The 16,617-nt window shown below is 63.6% G+C and carries 19 protein-coding genes; 6 read left to right on the top strand and 13 right to left on the bottom strand.

Features of this window, described 5'->3' with window-relative positions; genetic code table 11:
• Positions 1 to 112: 112 nt before the first annotated feature.
• The 10 genes from NKJ32_RS03435 to NKJ32_RS03390 form a co-directional block, all read right to left on the bottom strand.
• A complete protein-coding gene (locus NKJ32_RS03435) occupies positions 113 to 352 on the bottom strand; it encodes a DUF680 domain-containing protein (RefSeq protein ID WP_023680225.1) in 240 nt (79 codons plus the stop codon).
• Between the two features lie 68 nt (positions 353 to 420).
• Positions 421 to 627 (bottom strand): DUF680 domain-containing protein, encoded by a 207-nt coding sequence (locus NKJ32_RS03430; RefSeq protein ID WP_023680226.1) that lies wholly within the window; start codon positions 625 to 627, stop codon positions 421 to 423.
• 71 nt (positions 628 to 698) lie between these two features.
• Positions 699 to 902 (bottom strand): DUF680 domain-containing protein, encoded by a 204-nt coding sequence (locus NKJ32_RS03425; protein WP_023680227.1) that lies wholly within the window; start codon positions 900 to 902, stop codon positions 699 to 701.
• 442 nt (positions 903 to 1,344) lie between these two features.
• Positions 1,345 to 2,091 carry an FAD-binding oxidoreductase gene (locus tag NKJ32_RS03420; protein ID WP_023680228.1) on the bottom strand — a complete coding sequence of 249 codons (747 nt, stop codon included), beginning with the start codon at positions 2,089 to 2,091 and terminating at the stop codon, positions 1,345 to 1,347.
• Positions 2,088 to 2,699, bottom strand: coding sequence for a molybdopterin-dependent oxidoreductase (locus NKJ32_RS03415; RefSeq protein ID WP_023680229.1), 612 nt, complete (start codon positions 2,697 to 2,699; stop codon positions 2,088 to 2,090). Before NKJ32_RS03415 ends, NKJ32_RS03420 begins: the two co-directional genes overlap by 4 nt.
• A 133-nt stretch (positions 2,700 to 2,832) precedes the next feature.
• Complete coding sequence (locus NKJ32_RS03410; RefSeq protein WP_023680230.1) at positions 2,833 to 4,371, bottom strand: DegQ family serine endoprotease; 1,539 nt, start codon at positions 4,369 to 4,371, stop codon at positions 2,833 to 2,835.
• 357 nt (positions 4,372 to 4,728) lie between these two features.
• Complete coding sequence (locus tag NKJ32_RS03405) at positions 4,729 to 5,454, bottom strand: MBL fold metallo-hydrolase (RefSeq protein WP_352590860.1); 726 nt, start codon at positions 5,452 to 5,454, stop codon at positions 4,729 to 4,731.
• Between the two features lie 16 nt (positions 5,455 to 5,470).
• Positions 5,471 to 6,637, bottom strand: a complete 1,167-nt coding sequence (locus tag NKJ32_RS03400) for a diphosphate--fructose-6-phosphate 1-phosphotransferase (RefSeq protein WP_023680232.1) — start codon at positions 6,635 to 6,637, stop codon at positions 5,471 to 5,473.
• Positions 6,638 to 6,716: 79 nt separating this feature from the next.
• On the bottom strand, positions 6,717 to 7,037 hold the full coding sequence (locus NKJ32_RS03395; protein WP_023680233.1) for a putative quinol monooxygenase: 321 nt from the start codon (positions 7,035 to 7,037) through the stop codon (positions 6,717 to 6,719).
• Between the two features lie 218 nt (positions 7,038 to 7,255).
• Positions 7,256 to 8,020, bottom strand: coding sequence for a L,D-transpeptidase (locus NKJ32_RS03390; RefSeq protein ID WP_352701680.1), 765 nt, complete (start codon positions 8,018 to 8,020; stop codon positions 7,256 to 7,258).
• Positions 8,021 to 8,207: 187 nt separating this feature from the next.
• Here NKJ32_RS03390 and NKJ32_RS03385 point away from each other — a divergent pair, with 187 nt between their 5' ends.
• The 3 genes from NKJ32_RS03385 (at position 8,208) to xylB (ending at position 11,812) form a co-directional block, all read left to right on the top strand.
• Positions 8,208 to 8,831: a LysE family translocator gene (locus NKJ32_RS03385; protein WP_352568431.1), complete on the top strand. Its 624-nt coding sequence runs from the start codon at positions 8,208 to 8,210 to the stop codon at positions 8,829 to 8,831.
• 9 nt (positions 8,832 to 8,840) lie between these two features.
• A complete protein-coding gene (locus NKJ32_RS03380) occupies positions 8,841 to 10,166 on the top strand; it encodes a tetratricopeptide repeat protein (protein WP_352568433.1) in 1,326 nt (441 codons plus the stop codon).
• A 191-nt stretch (positions 10,167 to 10,357) separates the two neighbouring features.
• On the top strand, positions 10,358 to 11,812 hold the full coding sequence (gene xylB / locus NKJ32_RS03375; RefSeq protein WP_352568569.1) for a xylulokinase: 1,455 nt from the start codon (positions 10,358 to 10,360) through the stop codon (positions 11,810 to 11,812).
• Between the two features lie 38 nt (positions 11,813 to 11,850).
• On the opposite strand, the gene NKJ32_RS03370 is transcribed toward xylB, so the two are convergent.
• Complete coding sequence (locus tag NKJ32_RS03370) at positions 11,851 to 12,213, bottom strand: nuclear transport factor 2 family protein (RefSeq protein WP_352568435.1); 363 nt, start codon at positions 12,211 to 12,213, stop codon at positions 11,851 to 11,853.
• A gap of 110 nt (positions 12,214 to 12,323) precedes the next feature.
• On the opposite strand from NKJ32_RS03370, the gene xylA reads away from it, so the two are divergent.
• Positions 12,324 to 13,649 (top strand): xylose isomerase, encoded by a 1,326-nt coding sequence (xylA, locus tag NKJ32_RS03365; RefSeq protein ID WP_352826791.1) that lies wholly within the window; start codon positions 12,324 to 12,326, stop codon positions 13,647 to 13,649.
• A 132-nt stretch (positions 13,650 to 13,781) separates the two neighbouring features.
• Here the strand turns inward: xylA and NKJ32_RS03360 are convergent, their stop codons facing one another.
• The gene (locus tag NKJ32_RS03360) at positions 13,782 to 14,414 is read right to left on the bottom strand and encodes a TetR/AcrR family transcriptional regulator (protein WP_352634890.1); all 633 of its coding nucleotides are present in this window, start codon (positions 14,412 to 14,414) and stop codon (positions 13,782 to 13,784) included.
• Positions 14,415 to 14,507: 93 nt separating this feature from the next.
• On the opposite strand from NKJ32_RS03360, the gene NKJ32_RS03355 reads away from it, so the two are divergent.
• Together NKJ32_RS03355 and NKJ32_RS03350 are read left to right on the top strand one after the other, a co-directional pair.
• Positions 14,508 to 15,164: an O-methyltransferase gene (locus NKJ32_RS03355; RefSeq protein WP_352701686.1), complete on the top strand. Its 657-nt coding sequence runs from the start codon at positions 14,508 to 14,510 to the stop codon at positions 15,162 to 15,164.
• Positions 15,165 to 15,330: 166 nt separating this feature from the next.
• Positions 15,331 to 15,540, top strand: a complete 210-nt coding sequence (locus NKJ32_RS03350) for a hypothetical protein (protein ID WP_023680243.1) — start codon at positions 15,331 to 15,333, stop codon at positions 15,538 to 15,540.
• 62 nt (positions 15,541 to 15,602) lie between these two features.
• Here NKJ32_RS03350 and NKJ32_RS03345 read toward each other — a convergent pair whose 3' ends face one another.
• Entirely contained in the window at positions 15,603 to 16,583 is a 981-nt protein-coding gene (locus tag NKJ32_RS03345) for a GlxA family transcriptional regulator (RefSeq protein WP_352634886.1), read from the bottom strand.
• Between the last annotated feature and the right edge of the window lie 34 nt (positions 16,584 to 16,617).

The following is a 16,617-nucleotide window of genomic DNA, read 5'->3' as shown; positions in this document are numbered from 1 at the left end:
CCAGTTCGGCCGTTAGAGCGATTCATCGTTTCACGGAACGCCGAACCGCTCTATCTCTTTGTTTGGAGCAATTCCGGACGGAAAACCGTTTCACACTTTTCCTGGAATTGCTCTAGTTGTTGCCGAAGAGGTTGCGGTCGGCGCCCTGAGGCGCGGACTTGGGCACATCGCCAGACGAGTTCAGCAGCTTGTAGATCGGCGAGTTGCTGTCACGTACCGAATACGTCTGCGTGTTGTCGACGTTGACGGTCGACTGCTTGTTGATGTCGGTCCCGCCAACATTGTCGTTGCGGGCATAAGCGCTGCCGGCGGCAATCAAGAGAGCGGCGGCAGTAAGAACAATCTTTTTCATTTTGGGTACTCCTGGATTTTCGAAATCAAGCGGCGGGCATGCCGCCGCCTTGATGGTGGGATCGGCTGTTAGTTGTTGCCGAAGAGGTTACGGTCGGCGCCCTGGACAACCGGCTGCTTTTCAGCCTGGTCCGACGTCTTGACGGAAGCCGTGTAGGAGCTGTCGACCGAGACAGCAGGCTGGTTGGCTCCGTTGGAACCAAAGTTGTCGCTGCCCGCGAAGGCGCTGCCGGTGATGGCCAAAACGGCGGCGGCAGCAAGAACGATCTTTTTCATCTTAATACTCCTGAATTTTTCAGATCCCCGGACGGCGGATATGCCCGCCGCCCTGATGCTGGGATCGACTGTTAGTTGTTGCCGAAGAGGTTACGGTCGGCGCCCTGGACAGGCTGCTGGTCAGCATGAGCCGGCTTCTGAATGGAAGCCGTATACGAGCTGTCGACCGAAGCGGCAGGCTGGTTCGCACCCTTGGAACCAAAGTTGTCGCTGCCAGAGAAGGCGCTGCCGGTGATGGCCAAAACGGCGACGGCGGCAAGAGCGATCTTTTTCATTTTAGTACTCCAGTATCTCAGTTTTTCCGTCCGTCCAGCGGCGTGTCTTGGGAGGAATTCGCGTCGTTCGGACAGCCCCGATGTGGGAAAGGCGATGGCCAGTTTCCAATCACGAAGTTGTTTGGTGTGGACCAAGAATCTACACCTTGAAATTGTGCAAGAGATTCCCTTCGCCACAATTTTATTGCTAAATATCAAGTAGATAGCCCATAGTATCGGTCTGGCTGCAAGGTGACTTGGGGAGGCAGCGTTCACAGCGTCCTGCACGCATTGTCAACAGAAACGAACCGTTCGGTTCGATTTTTTAAACCGACAAAAGTCGCAGCCGAGGCTCTTTGTCGAATCGTTAACCATTTCGGCCAAACGCGGCGTCGGCGTTGCGGCTGCTTTTGGCCTGCTTTATGCCGCCCAACAAAGGCAGCAACCGGGCAAGCAGAACCGGTCAGACCCCGTAGCGTTCGGTGCGGATGAGTGCCGCAGGCACCCCGGCATCGATCAGTGCCTCGGCGGCGGCCGTCACGAATGCGTTCGAGCCGCAGACAAAGGCGAGCTTCGGCGGCGCGGGCAGCCTCGTCATGGCTTGCACCATCATCGCGGCGTCGACCCGCCGCGCATGATCTGCCGGACGGCGGGCCGGCTCGCGCGTCAGCGTCAGCACCAGGTCGAAGCCATCCCGGCGCTCGGCGAGGTCGATCAACTCGTCGCGAAAGATCACCTCGTCCCAGACCCGCGCCGAAAACACCAAGGTGGCGGCGACCAGCGATCCCCGCATCGCCCGGTGACGGACCATCGACATCAGCGGCACCACGCCCGACCCGCCGCCGACGAGCAGGAGCGGTCCGCCATCGCCGTCGGACCAGACGAAATGGCCGCCGAGCGGCCCGCGCAATTCGACCTCGTCGCCCACCGCCGCGATCTCGTGAAAGAACGGCGAGACCTCGCCGTCCTCGAGTTTTTCAATCGCCAGTTCGATGGTCTCGCCGGTCTCCGGCGCCGAGGCGATGGAGTAGGAGCGGCGCGCCTGATAGCCGTCCGGCGCTGTCAACCTGACATCGACATGCTGTCCGGCATGGTAGACGAAGGGCCGCGACGGCTGCAGGAAAAAGCTGGTGACGCGCGGCGTGCGCTTTTGGATGCGGGTGATGGTGACCGTCTGCCAGGGCGACTGCGCCGCCGGTGCGTCGCTCATGGATCGTTCGTGTAGCGCTGCTCGCGCCACGGATCGCCGTAGATATGATAACCTCGCAATTCCCAGAAACCCGGCTCGTCACGCTCGGTGAACTGCAACCCGTTCAGCCATTTGGCCGATTTCCAGAAATAGAGGTGCGGAACGAGCAGCCGGGCCGGGCCGCCATGATCGGGGGTGATCGGCTTGCCCTCGTAAAGCAGTGCCACCATCGCCTTGCCGCCGGTGAGATCCTTCGTTGGCACATTGGTGGAATAGCCGTCGAAACCCAGCGCCAGCGTGAAGGCGGTGGGCGGCTCGATGCCGGCGTCGGCAAGGATGTCGTCGACCAGCACGCCCTGCCACGCGGTGTCGAACTTGGTCCATGCGGTGACGCAATGGATGTCGCGCGTCATCTTGGTCAAGGGCAGCGCGTTGAACTCGGCCCAGTTCCACTTCTTGATCGGCCGCGGCCCGTGCTTAAGCGTAAACGACCAATCCTCGGTGCGGACATGCGGCGTCGGGCCGGCCGACAGGACCGGGAAACCTTGCTCGAGATATTGCCCCGGCGGGATACGTGCATCCGTATCCGTCGGCGGCTTTCGTCCGGAAGAGAAGCCTCGGGTAACCATCGAGAATATCCGTTTGCGCAAGGTCCAATCGACCTTTGTCAGTTTTCTCGAAGACGCGTGCGCGGGCAACCGAAATCTTGGCTCCGGCCTGGCGGCAATGCTCTACATCGATCTTGGCAGCGCGGCGCCCGCTTCAGCCACTGGCGAAGGGGACGGCGACGAACATCTGGGCGTCGCCACGCTCGACAAGCAGCAGCACCGATTTCTTGCCAGATTTGGCAGCCTGCACAATCGCCTGGTTAGCCTGCCTGGCGTTCCTCACCGGATGCTGGTCGACGGCGACGATGATGTCGCCGGGCTGGATGCCGGAAGCCGATGCCGCCTTGTTCGGGTCGACGCGCTCGACCAGCGCGCCGTGCTGGTTGCCTGCCAGGTTCATTGCCTGGCGCACATCCGGGGTGACGTCCATCAGGCCGAGACCGAGCGCCGGTGCGCGAAGGCCCTGCTCCGTCGACGGCTGACGCCGATCGCTGGTCACCGATCCCGTTGCCATGTCGTCTTCGTTGCGCCCGACCTCGACGGAGATCTGCAGGCTTTGCCCCTGGCGCCAGACATTGAGGGTTTCCCTCGTGCCGGGCGCAACGTCGGCGACGGTGCGCGACAGATCCCTTGGATCCTTTATGTCGCGGCCGGCGAAACTGGTAATGACGTCGCCGGTCTCGATGCCGGCCTTGGCGGCCGGCGATCCGTCGCTGACCTGCGCGACCAGCACGCCGGCTGCGTGATCGAGGCCGATGGCGCTCGCCATGTCAGGCGTCACCGGCTGGATCTGGACGCCGAGATAACCGTACTGGATGGAGCCGCCCTTCATCAGCTTGGCGACGACCTTTTGCGCCTGGTCCGAGGGGATGGCGAAGCCGACGCCGACGCTGCCGCCATTCGGCGAAAAGATCGCCGTGTTGATGCCGACGACATTGCCGTTCACATCCGTTAGCGGGCCGCCGGAATTGCCCCGGTTGATCGGTGCGTCGATCTGGATGAAGTCGTCAAACGGCCCGCTATGCAGGTCGCGGCCGCGCGCCGAGACGATGCCGGCCGTGACCGTGGTGCCAAGGCCGAAAGGATTGCCGAACGCGAGCACCTGGTCGCCCGGCATGAGCTTGTCGGAATCGCCCCATTTGATGATCGGCAAGGGCTTGCCGGCTTTGACCATGAGCACGGCAAGATCGTTCTTGGCGTCATGACCGATCAATTTGGCGGGAAGCTCGGTGCCGTCGTCGAGCGTCACCTTGATCGACTGGGCGCCGTCGACGACGTGATTGTTGGTGACGATGGTGCCGTCGGCGCCGACGATGAAGCCTGAGCCGAGGGCCTCGGTGCGCGGCGCCTGTTCCGGCGGTGTCTTGGGGGCGGGCTGTCCCTGGTCATCGAAGAAATGGCGGAAATAGTCGTCGAAAGGCGAGGTTCCGCCAAAGGGAGAGGCGTCGCTCATGGTGTCCGGCTGTTGTACTTTCATGACCGTCGCGATGGTCACCACTGCCGGTTTGTCGGCCGCCACGACCGGAGCGAACGAACCGCTGGGCGCCGTCATTCCGGTGACAGGTGGGGTCACTGTTGCCGCCAGGACATCATTCAGCCTGGGAGCGAGGGGCAGGGCGAAGGGGCTGACGATCAGCGCGGCGCCCAGCAGAGCGGCGACGCGATGTCTGCGAAGGGTCTGGATTGGTGACATGGCCGTTGTCCGGGCGAGAGATTGATCGGGCGCCGCAGCGTTCCGTCACCGGAATGCTCTATCGGCGTGTCGGCCTTGCCTGTCTCGCCTGGCACGGCGGCCGACCGGATCGACAGCCCCGCATCTAGGGCGCCGATCGTGGTTTCCAGATAATATTACGAAGATTTAATTTCCGGCTGGCAGCCGCCTTGCCGGGCTGGCGCCGAAACCCGAAAACAAAAACCCGCCTTGCGGCGGGTCATTGGGGCGAATCAGCACCATACCCAGATTACTAGCATAGCTGCCGGCACAAAGCAAGAACAAAATAGCTGCGCAAGACAAATCGCTTCAGATTTGCGCCGCCTCAGCCGAGGCCTCCTATTCGCCTTTCCGGTCGGTCCGGCTGAGATAGGTGGTGGCGATCTCGCGCATCCGCCTGCCGTCGAAGCTCGGTCCATGACCGCCATGGCCGATGCGGATCGGCAGCTCGAGCAGGCGCTGCATCGTGCGGCGATAGGCGGCACGATCCGAATCCGGCAGGTCGTCGATCAGCATGGCGTCGTAGATGGCGTCGCCGGCGAAGAACAGGCCGTCAGCCTCGTCGAACAGCGCGATCGAATCCGGAGAGTGGCCGGGCAGATGCAGGACGCGGAATTGGCGGTCGCCGAGGTCGATCCTATCGCCCTCGTCCAGGGTCCGGGCCAGAGGCGCCGGCTGAATCCTGTAATCGGCCGCCTTCCAGCCCTTTGCCGGCAGCCTGGAGACGGCGCCTTCCAGATCATGGAACATGTAGGCGTAGGTCACCGCTTCATCCATGCTGTCGAACTGTGCGGCGCTGTGGCGCGGCCCTGCCCGCAACGGAAACTCGTGCAGCGAACCGACATGATCGAGATGGATATGCGTGGCGACGACGAGCAGCGGCTTGCCGGACGGCGTGTCGATCTGCGGCGCCAGCGGGCAGATCCCCATGCCGGTGTCGACCAGCAGGTCGACATCGCGGCCGCGCAGATGCCAGATGTTGGCGCGCACGAATTCGTGCACGAAGGGCTCGGTCAGCATCGTCGTCTTGGCGTCGACGATGGTTTTGCTGAACCAGCTGTCCATCAGATCAAGGCCGGCATCAGACGAACGGCTTGCCGACCTTGTACTTTTGCGGGACCAGCCGCTTCAGATAGGCCATCCCCGCATCGGACAGCCGGTTGACATCCGGCAGCATGAAATCATCCGGCATATGGCGCGTCTTGCCGGCGACGTTCTTCAGCGGCACCTTCTTCAGCACGGTTTTCTTGCCGTCATATTGCAGCGCCACCGAACCGCCCCCCTCGTCGGCCACCGTGACCGCGAAGGCACCGGCATCGAAGGCCTCCTGCGCGTCCACCGCGCTGATGGCGCCGACATAGCCGCGCGGCATATAGCCGAGCGCATCGACGCGCGCCCGCTTGCCCGGCAATCCTTCGGCGAGCGCGCGCTCCAAGGCTGCCGGCAGGTCGCTGCCCGACAGCTTGACGTTGCCGTGCTGGTCGCGCTCCAGCCTTTCCGGCGGCACCAGGCTTTCGACCAGCGCTTTGCCGTCGGCGGTGCTGACGCCTTCGGAGACGGCAACGATGCAGCGCTTGTGGCGGTCGAGCGTTGCACGAACGTCGTCGATGAAGCCCGCCGCGGAGAACGGCCGCTCCGGCACGTAGACGAGATGCGGGCCGCTGTCCTGATCGAGCTGCCAGGCCGCGGACGCGGCCGTCAGGAAACCGGCATGCCGCCCCATGACGATGCCGACATAGATGCCCGGCAGAGCGCGGAAATCGAGATCGACCGAAAGGAATGCTCCAGCGACGAACTCGGCCGCCGACATGAAGCCGGGCGTGTGATCGTTCTCCTCGAGATCGTTGTCGATGGTTTTCGGCGCGTGGACGAAGGCGATCTTGCCGCCGGCGGCGTCGGTGAGGATCTGCTGCGTGCCCGAGGTGTCGTTGCCGCCGATATAGATGAAGGCATCGGCGCCGGCGTTCTTCAAGCCGTTGAGGATGAGGTCGCAATAGGCGGCATCCGGCTTGTCGCGCGTCGAACCAAGCGCGGCGCTCGGTGTCGCCGCGATCAGCCGCAGGCGGTCCTCGGGGATGGCGGAAAGATCGACGTAATTGCCGTCACGAATTCCGCGCACGCCGTGGATGGAACCAAGCACCTTGGCGCCGGGATGCCGCTTGCGGATTTCGAGCGTGGCGCCCACCACGGTCTGGTTGATGACGGCGGTCGGGCCGCCGCCTTGCGCGATGACAAAAGTTCCGGCCATTGTTCACGTCTCCCGGGCGGTGAAAATCGCAGGCACATTCGCCTGTCTTGCGGCATCGCGCAACGGCAGAGGCAGTGGGTCAGTTTGAAATCGGGCCACTCTTCGCCTGCAGCGCGATAGGATCCGTTTCGATGAGCCGAAGTGACCTGACCATACTCGCCGTCTGCGCCTTGTATTTGAGAAAGTGCGACGTGGTCAGGTGGGCCTCATAGGCCGCCTGATCGGCGTAGCATTCGATCACGCGCACCTTTTCAGGCGTGCCTTTTACTGCCACCGCATGAAGGAAAAGCACGCCCGGCTCGACGCGTACAGAAGCCTCAATCTCTTCGGCAAGCAGGGCCCTGTAGCTGCCGATCTGCTTAGGATCGATTTCCAGTTCGGCTATCCTGACAATCGGCATCAATTGCTTTCTTGCTTCTTGCAGGGACCACGCATGGTCGGCTTCTCCGCTTCGCTCGCCTCGATCAGCGCAACGATGTCGCGATCTCCCAAAACTTGTCAGTCACGCGAGCGGACATGGCTGGGCAAGGCGAAGCGTCGCATGAATTCGCACAAAATTGTAGTACATGGGTGTGCAGCGCTAGCCGGCAGAGTAATCGCTCGAGCCTTGGCCGCCGGTCAGACGACGACGACCGGATTCTTCTTGGAGACGCGGCTGTAGAGATCGATGATGTCCTGGTTGATCAGCCGCACGCAGCCCGACGACATCGCCTGGCCGATGCTCCACCATTCGGGCGAGCCGTGGATGCGATAGCCGGTATCGCTGCCGTTCTGATAGATGTAGAGGGCACGCGCGCCGAGCGGATTGTCGAGGCCGCCCGGCTGTCCGCTTTGCCATTTCACCAGTTCCGGCCTGCGGGCGATCATCTCGGGCGGCGGGGTCCAGACCGGCCATTCCTTGCCGTACTGGATGTTGGCGCGGCCGGACCAGCGGAACCCGTCCTTGCCGATGCCGACGCCGTAACGGATCGCATCGCCGCCGGGCTGCACCAGATAGAGCAGCCGTTCCTGCGAGTGAACGACGATCGTGCCGGGTTGCTCGCCGGTCGGATCGACGACGATCTGGCGGCGGAACTCCGGCTTGACCTTGAGATAGGGCACTTCCGGCACATTGAAGCCACCGTCGGTGAGCGAAGCGTACATCACGTCGGGGCTGGTGATGTTCTTGTCGACGCTGATACTCGGACGGATGGGCCGGATCGAGCCGGTGGTGACGTCGTCGAGCTGGAGCGACGGCAGATCCAGCGTCTGGCTGCAGCCGGCGATGCCGAGCAGCGCCAGCGCACCGGCGCCGGACAGCACCGTGCGACGGGAAAGCTGTATTTCGGTTTCGATTGCGTCGCCATTGTGCGGCAGCGACAGACCTTGCGGCAACTCACGCATTTACCCAAACCCTACGCTGTCGACGGGAAACACGGTCCGGCCGAATAGCAGGCATTTTCGCCAATCATGGTTGAAAAAGCGTGAAGGCCGGCCGCCTGGCATTAACGAGGGGCTTTTTCGATTTTGCCTCTTTACATCTGCGCGAGGCCAAGGATTTATCCTCTTCTTTGAGCTCAAGGAGAAGAAAATGTCCTTCGAAAACTGGGCCGCTTTTGCCGCCGCCTCGGCAGTCCTTCTGGTCATTCCAGGTCCGACCATCCTGCTGGTGGTGTCCTATGCGCTCGGCCAGGGCTGGCGCACCGCGCTGCCGATGGCAGTCGGCGTGGCGCTCGGCGACTTCACCGCGATGACATTGTCGATGCTGGGCATCGGCGCGCTGCTGGCGGCGTCGGCCACCGTGTTTACCGTGCTGAAGGTGATCGGCGCCGGCTATCTGATCTATCTCGGCATCAAGCTGTTTCGCGCCGGCGGCGCGCTCCGGGCCGAACCGCGCACCGATGCGGTGTCGTCGGCGAAAATGATGGCGCATGCCTGGCTGGTTACCGCGCTCAATCCGAAAAGCATCACCTTTTTTGTCGCCTTCCTGCCGCAGTTCCTCGACCGGCATGCGGATTTCTGGACACAGATGCTGATCTTCGAGACGACCTTCCTGGCGCTCGCCTTCGCCAATGCCTTCGGTTATGCGCTGATCGCGGCAAGGGCGCGCAACGTGGTGCGCAACCCAAAGGCGATCCGCATCTTCAACCGCACCGGCGGCACGCTGCTGGTCGGCGCCGGCATCGCGACAGTGGCGATGCGCTCGGGCAACTGAGAACAGACCATGGCGGTGAGCGACGCATTTGGCCTGACGCTGTCTGGCGCGACGGAGGCCGGGCTCTCGTCCTACAGCCGGGCTGTTCGCGAATTGCAGTGCTTCATCGGCGATCCGGTCGGTTCCATTGACCGGGCAATCGCCGAAGATCCCGGCTTCGTCATGGCGCATGTGTTCAAGGGTTATCTCTTTGGCCTTGCCACCGAGCGCGAAGCGACGGCGGTGGCCAAGGCATGTCACGAGGCGGCGCTGCCGCTTGCCGCGACGACGCGCGAGCAGGCGCATGTCGCCGCCCTTGGCTACCTTGCGGATGGACGCTGGCACGAGGCCGCCCGCGTGCTGGAGGATATCGCCATCGAGTTTCCGCTCGATGCGCTGGCGCTGCAGACCGGCCACCAGATCGACTTCTTCACCGGCAATGCGCGCATGCTGCGCGACCGCATCGGCCGCGCGCTGCCGTCCTGGCAGAGCGGCATGCCGGGCTATCACGCCATACTCGGGATGCAGGCCTTTGGCCTGGAGGAAATGGGCGACTACGCGCGCGCCGAAAAACTTGGCCGCACGGCGGTGGATCTCGAGCCGCGCGACGGCTGGGCCCAGCATGCGGTGGCCCATGTCATGGAGATGCAGAGCCGGCAGAAGGACGGCATTCTGTGGATGCGCGCCAATCCCGAAGCGTGGACGCGGGAAAGCTTCCTGCAGGTGCATAATTGGTGGCATCTGGCGCTGTTCCATTATGATCTCGGCGAGACCGACGAGGTGCTGGCGCTCTACGACGGGCCGATCTATGGCGAGCGCTCGAAGCTGGCGCTCAACATGGTCGATGCCTCGGCGATCCTGTGGCGGCTGCATCTCGGCGGCGTCGATGTCGGCGAGCGCTGGACGGCACTCGCCGCCAACTGGTTGCCCAAGGCGAGCGCCGGCCATTATGCCTTCAACGACGCCCACGCGATGATGGCGTTTGTCGGCGCCGGCCTCGAAGCGCCGGCCCGCGGCTTGCTCGAGGCGCAGCGCGAGGCGATCCGCGGCAAGGACGACAACGCTGCTTTCACCAGGGATGTCGGCCAGCCCCTGACGCTCGCCATCAAGGCATTCGGCGAGGGCAATTATGCCGGGACGATACGCCTGATCCGGCCGATCCGGGCAATCGCCCATCGCTTCGGCGGCAGCCACGCACAACGCGACGTCATCGACCTGACGCTGATCGAGGCGGCATTGCGTTCCGGTGATGGCGCGCTGGCGAGGGCGCTTGCGGCGGAACGCGCGCTGGCACGGCCGGACAGCCCGTTGTCGGCACTGTTTTCACGGCGTGCAACCGCTCTCGCGGCGAATTGACCAAGGCCACATCTTGCCTTAAAAACTGCCCCGGCCAGATTTTTTCGAGCGTCGAAAAAATCTTCGCGTGTTGACCGGGGTGCGTTTCCGGCGGCACGATTGCCGGGATATCTTCGCCGCCCGTGTCACAGGACTGGGCAGGGAAGCAAGAAAGACCGTCGCCGCCAGGCATGACGGACATGGGAGGAAACATGTATCTCGGCCTCGATCTCGGCACGTCGGGCGTCAAGGCGCTGCTGATCGATGCAAGGCAGAGCATCGTCGGTTCCGGCCATGCACCGCTCGACGTGTCGCGCCCGCATCCCGGCTGGTCCGAGCAGAACCCGGCCGACTGGATCCGCGCCTGCGAAGCGGCGGTCGGCGAGCTGCGGTCAATGCATGCGAAGGAACTCGCGGCGGTCAAAGGCATCGGCCTTTCCGGCCATATGCATGGCGCCACTCTGCTCGATGCCGCCGATCAGGTGCTGCGCCCCTGCATCCTATGGAACGATACACGCAGCCACGCCGAGGCGGCCGCGCTCGACGCCGACCCGCGCTTTCGCAAGCTAACCGGCAACATCGTCTTTCCCGGTTTCACCGCGCCAAAGCTGGCCTGGGTCAAGAACAACGAACCGGCTGTTTTCGCCAAGGTGGCAAAGGTCCTGCTGCCGAAGGACTTTTTGCGGCTCTGGCTCGCCGGCGAGCATATTTCGGAAATGTCGGATTCGGCTGGCACGTCGTGGCTCGATGTCGGCAAACGAGCCTGGTCCGCCGAACTGCTCGCCGCCACATCGCTCGACGAAAGCCAGATGCCGTCGCTGGTCGAAGGCACGGCCAAGGCCGGTGCCTTGCGCGCCGAACTGGCCGCGAAATGGGGCATGCAGGCGGGCATCCCGATCGCCGGCGGTGCCGGCGACAATGCGGCTTCGGCCTGCGGCATGGGCACGGTCGGCGCCGGGCAGGCGTTCGTCTCGCTCGGCACGTCCGGCGTGCTTTTCGCCGCCAACGCGTCGTATCTGCCCAACCCGGAAAGCGCCGTGCACACATTCTGCCACGCACTGCCCGGCACCTGGCACCAGATGGGCGTCATCCTGTCGGCAACCGATTCGCTCAACTGGCTGTCGGGGATCGCTGGAAAAAGCGCCGGCGAGTTGACCGCCGAACTCGGCGATGCGCTGCAGGCGCCGGCCGGTGTCTCCTTCCTGCCGTACCTGTCAGGCGAGCGGACGCCTCACAATGATTCCGTCATTCGGGGCGCGTTTACCGGGCTTGCCCACGAATCCGGCCGCGCGGCGCTGACCCAGGCCGTGCTCGAAGGCGTCGCTTTCGCTTTCCGCGACAGCCTCGAAGCTCTGGCCAAAGCCGGCACGACGCTGACCCGGGTGACGGCGATCGGCGGCGGCTCGCGCTCGCGCTATTGGCTGAAGGCCATCGCCACAGCGCTTGGCCTGCCAGTCGATATTCCAGCCGACGGCGATTTCGGCGCTGCCTTTGGCGCGGCCCGACTTGGCCTGATCGCGGCGACCGGTGCCGATCCGCGCGCCGTCTGCGCGGCGCCGGCGACCGACGCCACGGTCGAGCCGGTCGCCGCCCTCGGTGACGCCTATGCGCAAGCCTATCAGCGCTATCGCCAGCTTTATCCGGCGATCAGAGGCGCCACGGCGTGAACGGTTTCCCGCCCACGCCGCGGCCTGCCGAGAAGGCCTCATTGTGCCGGCACTTTGTCGAGAAAGCCGGTGACGCTTTTCAGCCGGCCATTTTCGATGACGCCGATATCCGTGCCTTCGATGACGGATTCGATGCCGTCCGGCCCAAGATTCCACGAAAAGCGGATGGTATCGGCGAAGCCGTCCGGCTTGCCTTTCAGCGAGAACCTAAAGCCGGCAAAGCGCTGCTGCACGCCGTCGATCAGCGCCGCGATGCCGTCATGGCCGTCGCCCCGCATGATCGGATCGCGATAGCCGACGTCCTCGGTGAAGGTTGCCTCGAGCAAGGCTTTTCTGCGCGCGTCGTCGCTCTCGTTCCAGGCGGCGATGTAGTTTTCGGCAATGGTGTTGAGGTCGGTCATGGTCTGTCTCCTTCGTTGGGTGGCTTTGACATGAGCCTTTTCGACCAGCTTCAGCGCGAAACCAATTACGCCTGAGGTAATCAGGCCGAACCATGCGAGAGGAAAAGAACATGAGCAGCGGTTTTTTCGGCGACATCCAACAGATCAAATACGAGGGACCGGATTCGACCAATCCGCTGGCCTACCGGTTCTACAATCCCGACGAGATCGTCGCCGGCAAGCGGCTGGAAGACCATCTGCGCTTTGCCGTCGCTTATTGGCATTCCTTCGCCTGGCCGGGCGGCGATCCGTTCGGCGGCCAGACGTTCGACCGGCCATGGTTCCCCAAGGCCGGCGGCACCGACACCATGGAGCTGGCCAAACTCAAGGCCGACGTCGCCTTCGAGATGTTTTCGCTGCTGGGCGCGCCTTATTTCTGCTTCCACGATGCCGACGTGCGGCCGGAGGGCCGGGACTTTTCCGAAAGTGCGGCGCGGCTCGACGAGATCGCCGATTACTTCTCGGGAAAGATGAAGCAGACCGGCGTCAAGCTGCTGTGGGGCACGGCCAACCTGTTCTCCAACCGCCGCTTCATGTCAGGCGCCGCCACCAATCCCGATCCGGACGTCTTTGCCTATTCGGCGGCGACGGTGAAACACTGCATCGACGTCACCAAGCGGCTGAACGGCGAGAACTACGTGCTGTGGGGCGGCCGCGAGGGCTATGAGACGCTGCTCAACACCGACCTTGCCCGCGAACAGGAACAGGCCGGCCGTTTCCTCAACCTGGTCGTCGATTACAAGCACAGGATCGGCTTCGAAGGCACCATCCTGATCGAGCCGAAGCCGCAGGAGCCGACCAAGCACCAGTATGATTACGACGTCGCCACCGTCTATGGCTTCCTCAAGCGTTTCGGACTGGAGAACGAGGTCAAGCTCAACATCGAGCAGGGCCACGCCATCCTGGCCGGCCATTCGTTCGAACATGAGTTGGCGCTGGCCAATGCGCTCGGCATTTTCGGCTCGATCGATATGAACCGCAACGACTACCAGTCGGGCTGGGATACCGACCAGTTCCCGAACAATGTACCGGAGATGGCACTCGCCTATTATCAGGTGCTGCAGGCCGGCGGCTTCAAGACCGGCGGCACCAATTTCGATGCCAAGCTCAGGCGCCAGTCGCTCGATCCGCAGGACCTGCTGATTGGCCACATCGGCGGCATGGATTGTTGCGCCCGCGGCCTCAAGGCAGCGGCACGCATGGTCGAGGACAAGGCGCTGTCCGCCCCGCTCGCCGAGCGCTATGCCGGCTGGGATTCGGCCGAGGCCAAGGCGATGCTTGCCGGCAAGCGCACGCTGGAGGAAATCGCCGAGCGCGTCGTCAAGGAGAAGATCGAGCCGCAGCCCAGATCCGGCCGCCAGGAATTGCTCGAAACCATCGTCAACCGGTACGTCTGAGGCGTACCGTTTTCACGGCCACATTGTTCAGCGGCCGCCGGCTAAAGACGGCTTTCCGCGGGGCTGAACCGACGAAGGTTTTGCCCCGTGTGAAACTCGCGTGGCCTGTTCGCTGACCGGGTTTGGCGCGTCTTAGCCGTGATCGAGGCCTCTCAGGTAGGCGCAGAACATGTCGGCCATGGCGTCGGCGTAGGCTTCAATCTCCGCGGGGGTTCGGGGCAACTCCGAGAACTGCTTCCCCACCGTGCTGAGCGTCGTCATGACCAGATCGCCGGCCAATTCGCGAGTCGCTTGCGCGGCGTTGGGCAACGCTTCCTGCATGAAGAGCTGGATGGTGCGGTCTCCGGACGCCCTTGCCGTCTGCGCCTCGGGCGCGTCGCGGTAAAGCGGTGCGGCGTCGTCGAGCGCCACACGCACCGCGGCCTCCTCACACTCCGAGCGGAGGAAGGCGTGGACCAGGTCGCGCAGCCGGTCAAGTGGCGGTTTCCTCACGTCCTCGAGGATGTCGCGCAGCAAATCGGTCGTCTGCCGCCATTCGTCGCTCTGGAGCCGGAACAGGATCGCCGCCTTGTTCGGAAAATACTGATACAGCGATCCGACACTGACACCGGCCTTCTCGGCCACCCGCGCCGTGGTGAAGCGCTGCGCGCCTTCCCTCGCCAAAACCTGAACAGCAGCCTGCAAAATCGCAGCGACGAGCTCCGCCGAGCGGGCCTGCTTCGGCTGTTTTCGCGAGGAAATCCGCGGACTTCGGTGATCGCTCATTGAGAGCCGCGCCAATGCGATTAGTGAATGCGAATGATTAGTCGTATTTTGAATGCCGCACAAGAACGCATTCAATTCCGACTGGAGACCGATATGACCACACTGACGACAACGCCGCTCGCGCCCCTGCTGGACCGCCTGTTCGAGGAAGCCGCCGCCGCAACGAGCCCCGCGGTGGCGGAACTCTCCGCCGAGGAGCGGATGCGCCTCGTTCGGAGCAAGACCGAATACCTCGATTTCTATGGGCGGCTAAAGGACCTCTGGCTTCCCGTCTCGCGAGAGACTGGCACGCTGCTCTACATGCTGGCACGAGGCAGCGATGCACGGACGATCGTTGAATTTGGAACCTCGTTCGGCATCTCGACCCTGCACCTTGCCGCAGCCTTGCGGGACAATGGCGGCGGCCGCCTGATCACCAGCGAGTTCGAGCCATCCAAGGTCGCGCGCGCGAGGAGTAATCTGACAGCAGGTGGTCTCATCGACATGGTGGAAATCCGCGAAGGAGACGCGCTGCAAACATTAAGCGTCGATCTTCCCGAAACGGTCGACCTGCTTCTGCTCGACGGCGCCAAAGCGCTCTATCCCGAGATCTTGAGTCTGGTTGAAAGCCGCCTCAGGCCGGGCGCCTTCGTCGTTGCCGACAACGCAGATCTTTGCCCCGAATACCTCGAGCGGGTGCGCTCGACCGGGAGTGGCTACATGTCCACGCCGTTCGGCGAGGATGTTGAACTGTCGATGCGGCTTGGCTGAAGCACTGCCTGACCTGCCGGAACGATCGTGCCCAAGATGGGCGGCGGCGGACAAAACTTTGCCCGGCATCGCCCATCAATCGCCTCGCTCTTGCCTTCAAACAGCCGTCACGAACCTCCTATAGTGTGGTTCGTGGCGGGATTCAGAAAGAAGGAGGCGAAACGATATGCAGCACGAACGCGAAATCGACGCCCTGCTCTCATCTGGCGAGGCTGGATCGATCATCGACCGGCTGATGGCGCTGCCGCACCCGAAACAAGGTGCGCTGAGTGCAAACGAATGGGATCGCGCGGTCGCCAGCCGCTTCGAGACCCATCTTGCGAGACAGATGCGCTCGCAGATCGACGGCAGCAGCGACCGCCAGGACGCTGCCTGATCTACCTTTGTCTATGCATGTCGTTATCCCAAAACCGCTCCGCACTTTTGGGGCGACATGCATTATCCCCGACGCAGCCTGACCGGCGCTTCGCCGAACGCTCTTGAAAACGCTCTGGAAAATGCCGCGGCGGACGAAAACCCCGTTCGCCCGGCAATGTCCGCCATGGCGATGCGCGTGTCGACCACCAGCCGGCGCGCGGCGCCGAGGCGCAGCCTGAGGTAATAAGCGCCGGGCGTTTCGCCGATCGACTTGCGAAAGATGCTTTCCAGCGTCCGTGCCGTCACCCCGGCGCGCTTTGCCACGGCGGCGACAGTCAGCGGCTGGTCGACATGCGCTTCCATCAGCCGGATGGCTTGCGCCAGCCTGGGATCGTAGCCGTCGAGACGGCCGAGCGAGACCAGCGGTTGCGCGTCCGTCGCGGCGCGCGCCTGGTCGTAGATGAAGACGCTCGCGACATCGAGCGCCACGGCCATGCCGAGCCGCGTGCGGATCAGATGCAGCATCAGGTCGAAGGTCGGCGAGGCGCCGCCGGTGGTGAACACCGGGCCATCGATGACGTAGCGGTCGGGGCGCACGTCGACGCCGGGAAAGGCCGACGAGAAATCCTCCATGTCCTCCCAGTGGGTGGTGGCGCTGCGCCCCTCCAGCAGACCCGCGCGGGCAACCAGCCAGGTGCCGGCCTCGACGCCGCCGCAGGCGCGTGCCGCGCGCGCCGCCCGGCGCAGTCCGGACAGCAGGGCCGATGTGGCGTAGTTCTGCGTGCCGAAGCCGGCGACGACGACCAGCATATCGGTTGTGTCAGCCGCATCGAAGCGGCCGCTGACCACCACCGGCAGGCCGCATGTGGTGACCGGCGCCTCGCCTGTCACCGAGACCAGCCTGAAATCGAACAGCGTCTCACCGGCAATGCGGTTGGCGGCGCGCAACGGATCGACGGCCGACGCGACGCACATGATCGACGAGCCGGAGAATACCAGCAGCGTTACCTTGAGCGGCAAACGCTCGGCCCGAAAGATCGTCGGTTTTTCGTTTTTGGTCACACGATCTTCGTAAAACGCAAAACAGTTTCCGGCA

It is taken from the genome of Mesorhizobium sp. M0159 (assembly GCF_040322295.1).
In the GTDB taxonomy this organism is placed as follows: Bacteria; Pseudomonadota; Alphaproteobacteria; order Rhizobiales; family Rhizobiaceae; genus Mesorhizobium.
This window is presented reverse-complemented; position numbering and strand designations above follow the sequence as displayed.

Coding starts and splice junctions, on each gene's coding strand:
- NKJ32_RS03435 (WP_023680225.1), bottom strand. CDS start 352: ATGAAAAAGATTGTTCTTACTGCCGCCGCTCTCTTGATTGCCGCCGGC.
- NKJ32_RS03430 (WP_023680226.1), bottom strand. CDS start 627: ATGAAAAAGATCGTTCTTGCTGCCGCCGCCGTTTTGGCCATCACCGGC.
- NKJ32_RS03425 (WP_023680227.1), bottom strand. CDS start 902: ATGAAAAAGATCGCTCTTGCCGCCGTCGCCGTTTTGGCCATCACCGGC.
- NKJ32_RS03420 (WP_023680228.1), bottom strand. CDS start 2,091: ATGAGCGACGCACCGGCGGCGCAGTCGCCCTGGCAGACGGTCACCATC.
- NKJ32_RS03415 (WP_023680229.1), bottom strand. CDS start 2,699: ATGGTTACCCGAGGCTTCTCTTCCGGACGAAAGCCGCCGACGGATACG.
- NKJ32_RS03410 (WP_023680230.1), bottom strand. CDS start 4,371: ATGTCACCAATCCAGACCCTTCGCAGACATCGCGTCGCCGCTCTGCTG.
- NKJ32_RS03405 (WP_352590860.1), bottom strand. CDS start 5,454: ATGGACAGCTGGTTCAGCAAAACCATCGTCGACGCCAAGACGACGATG.
- NKJ32_RS03400 (WP_023680232.1), bottom strand. CDS start 6,637: ATGGCCGGAACTTTTGTCATCGCGCAAGGCGGCGGCCCGACCGCCGTC.
- NKJ32_RS03395 (WP_023680233.1), bottom strand. CDS start 7,037: ATGCCGATTGTCAGGATAGCCGAACTGGAAATCGATCCTAAGCAGATC.
- NKJ32_RS03390 (WP_352701680.1), bottom strand. CDS start 8,020: ATGCGTGAGTTGCCGCAAGGTCTGTCGCTGCCGCACAATGGCGACGCA.
- NKJ32_RS03385 (WP_352568431.1), top strand. CDS start 8,208: ATGTCCTTCGAAAACTGGGCCGCTTTTGCCGCCGCCTCGGCAGTCCTT.
- NKJ32_RS03380 (WP_352568433.1), top strand. CDS start 8,841: ATGGCGGTGAGCGACGCATTTGGCCTGACGCTGTCTGGCGCGACGGAG.
- xylB (WP_352568569.1), top strand. CDS start 10,358: ATGTATCTCGGCCTCGATCTCGGCACGTCGGGCGTCAAGGCGCTGCTG.
- NKJ32_RS03370 (WP_352568435.1), bottom strand. CDS start 12,213: ATGACCGACCTCAACACCATTGCCGAAAACTACATCGCCGCCTGGAAC.
- xylA (WP_352826791.1), top strand. CDS start 12,324: ATGAGCAGCGGTTTTTTCGGCGACATCCAACAGATCAAATACGAGGGA.
- NKJ32_RS03360 (WP_352634890.1), bottom strand. CDS start 14,414: ATGAGCGATCACCGAAGTCCGCGGATTTCCTCGCGAAAACAGCCGAAG.
- NKJ32_RS03355 (WP_352701686.1), top strand. CDS start 14,508: ATGACCACACTGACGACAACGCCGCTCGCGCCCCTGCTGGACCGCCTG.
- NKJ32_RS03350 (WP_023680243.1), top strand. CDS start 15,331: ATGCAGCACGAACGCGAAATCGACGCCCTGCTCTCATCTGGCGAGGCT.